At 74.5% G+C, this 2,880-nt stretch carries 3 protein-coding genes; 2 read left to right on the top strand and 1 reads right to left on the bottom strand.

Features of this window, described 5'->3' with window-relative positions:
• The coding region (locus AOJ26_RS39415) for an MBL fold metallo-hydrolase (protein WP_053853153.1) at window positions 1-615 on the bottom strand (615 nt) is incomplete at its 3' end.
• 83 nt (window positions 616-698) lie between these two features.
• Here AOJ26_RS39415 and AOJ26_RS39420 point away from each other — a divergent pair.
• Window positions 699-1,100, top strand: a complete 402-nt coding sequence (locus tag AOJ26_RS39420) for a hypothetical protein (RefSeq protein WP_053853152.1) — start codon at window positions 699-701, stop codon at window positions 1,098-1,100.
• A 63-nt stretch (window positions 1,101-1,163) separates the two neighbouring features.
• A partial coding sequence (locus tag AOJ26_RS39425; protein ID WP_053853154.1) for a phage holin family protein occupies window positions 1,164-2,880 on the top strand: 1,717 nt, incomplete at its 3' end.

The raw sequence follows: 2,880 nt of genomic DNA on the forward strand, positions 1-2,880 counted from the left end.
GTGCACCGGCACCGCGCTGCGCGGCCCCAGCCGGGTGAGCGCCTGGGCCGCGCGCCCCGCGTCGAGGTGCCCCTCCCCGAGATAGGGCCCCCACCCGCCGACGGGCAGCAGTGCCACGTCGACCGGCCCGACCTCCTTGGCCATGTCGTCGAACAGGCCGGTGTCCCCGGCGAAGTAGGTCCGCGCCGAGCCCTCGACGACGTAGCCGAGGGCGGGGGAGCGGTGCGGTCCGAGCGGCAGCCGCCGCCCGTCGTGCCAGGCCGGGACCGTGCGTATCAGCAGGTCGCCGACGCGCCGCTCGTCGCCTGGCGCCACCTCGTCCACCCTGAGGTGGGTGAGCCGGCGCAGCCCCGGCACCTGGCGTGGTGCGCCCCGGGGCACGAGCAGGCGCGTGCCCGGCTCCAGGCGCGCCAGCGAGGGAACGTGCAGATGGTCGGCGTGCAGATGGGAGACCAGGACCACGTCCGCGCGCCGGGCGTCGGACGGGGGCACCGCACCGCGGCGCCGGCGCAGATGCGCGAGCCGGCGGGCGAACAGAGGGTCGGTGAGCACGCGTACGTCCGAATCCGTGACCGTGCAGGTGGCGTGGCCCCACCAGGTGATCTCCACCGGCACCTCTTTGCCTCCTTCGCGCGACTCCCCGAAGCCTACGGGCTGGAGTAGGGTCGGCGGCGAAACCCGGAGGTGAGGGGGACACCATGGGAGCGTTCCGCGTCACGGCGATCGCGAGTCTGACGCCGCTCGAGGAACTGGACGCCGATCCCTTCCTGGTGGACTCCCGCAGCCAGCACGCCATGTGCGCGCGCTGGGCCGCGGAGCGGGGGTACACCGTGCGGCGGGAGCTGCTCGTGCGGGGCCTGCGCGCCGACCACTGCGTGCTGTGGGACGGGGTGCGGGCGGGACGGGACCTCTTCGTGGCCCCCAGCTTCCGGGTCCTCGCGAGCGCCCTGTCCTCCGTGGAGGAGTTCACCGCCGAATGCGCCCGCCGCGGGGTACGGGTCGAGACGGTGGGCTTCGCGGAACCCCACTACGACGCTCAGATGAAGGCCAGGGTGCACCGCAGGCTGTCGATGCCGACGGCGGGATACGACGGACGCTGACGGTCCACCCGTGTGACACGCTGATCCCAGCGCCCGCACCGACGACGGGCCGGGACGTGAGGTGTGCGGGGCGTGGGTGCGGGGCGTTGGCGGCGGGTGGCCAGTCAGGTCGGACGGAGCGTCACGGTGTGGGCCGTCTCCACCCTGACGATGCTGGTGCTGGCCGGCATCCTGCCGGACTTCCGGCTCCAGTCCCCGACCGGTGACAGCGCGACCCGGATCGCGGTCACGGCGGCGTTCGGCGCCGGCGCCTTCGGCGTGCTGTCGGCCGTCGTGTGGCCGCTGCTCGTACGGCTCCTCCTGCTCGTGCCGACGCTGGTCCTCGGGCTCCTCGTCTTCTTCCTCAACGGGGCGCTGCTGCTGCTCGCCCTGCGCCTCAACCCCGCCGAGCGCGGCGACGCCGCCCCGGAGACCGCCGTCGTGGTCGCCGCCGTCATGTCCGCGGTCGCCTCCGCCACCGGCGGTGCCCTCGCGGTGCGCGACGACGACGCCTACCGGCGCCGCCTGTACCGGCTCGCCGACCGCCGCCGCAGACGCGGCCCCGTCGGCCCGGCCACCCCCGGCACGGTCTTCCTCCAGCTCGACGGCGTCGGCCACGACATCCTGCTGGCCGCGGTCGGCGAGGGCCTCATGCCCACGATCGCCCGCTGGATGGGCCACAGCGACACCCCGGGCCGTGCCGTCCGCCCCACCCACCGCCTCACCTCCTGGCGCACCGACTGGTCCAGCCAGACCGGCGCCAGCCAGCTCGGCATCCTGCACGGCAGCAACCACGACGTCCCCGCCTTCCGCTGGTACGAGAAGGACCGCGGCGAGGTGATGGTCTGCAACCGCCCGACCAGCGCCGTCGAACTCCAGCACCGGGCCGTGGAACAGGCGGGCCACGGCGGACTGCTCACCGTCGACGGCGCCAGCCGCGGCAACCTCTTCTCCGGTGGCGCCGAGGAACAGGCCCTGGTGCTGTCCATCGCCACCCGCCGCCGCAGCCGCGAGACCCGCTCCCGGGCCGGGTACTTCGCCTACTTCTCCGACCCCGCCAACGCCGTGCGCACCGCCCTGTCCTTCGTCGCCGAGGTCGGCCGGGAGATCGGCCAGTCGACCCGCGCCCGGATCCGCAAGGAGCGCCCGCGGGTGAGCCGCGGCGGCCTGTACCCGCTCGTCCGCGCCTTCGCGACCGTCGTCGAGCGCGATGTCGTGGTCGCCGCCGTCATGGGCGACATGCTCGCGGGCCGCACCGCCGTCTACGCCGACCTCGTCGCCTACGACGAGGTCGCCCACCACTCCGGGCCGGCCGGCCGCGACGCCGCGAAGGTACTGCAACGCCTGGACCGCTCGCTCGCGCTGATCGAGAACGTCGCCGAGCACGCCCGTGCCGCCGTCCGTGCCGCGCTGCGCCGGCCCGGCAAGGAGGGGCGCGAGAAGTACCGGCCCGTCCGCGGCTCGGAGCCGATCGTGCTGGCCTCCGGCAACCTCGGGCTGGTCTCCTTCCCGGACGTGCGCCACCGGATGAGCAAGGAGGAGATCGACGCGCGGCACCCGGCCCTGCTGACCACCCTCGCCAACCATCCCGGCATCGGGTTCCTCCTGGTGCGCAGCGAGGAGCACGGCGGGGTGGTGCTGGGACCGTTCGGCACGGAGATCCCGCTGGACCGGCTGGACGAGGACCCGGGGCCGCTGGCCGACTTCGGGCCCGGCGCGGTCGAGGCGGTACGGCGGACGCACTCCTTTCCGCACACCGCCGACATCATGGTCAACTCCTGGTACGACCCGGCGGAGGGGG

It is taken from the genome of Streptomyces sp. NRRL B-24085 (assembly GCF_001282115.1).
GTDB lineage: Bacteria > Actinomycetota > Actinomycetes > Streptomycetales > Streptomycetaceae > Streptomyces.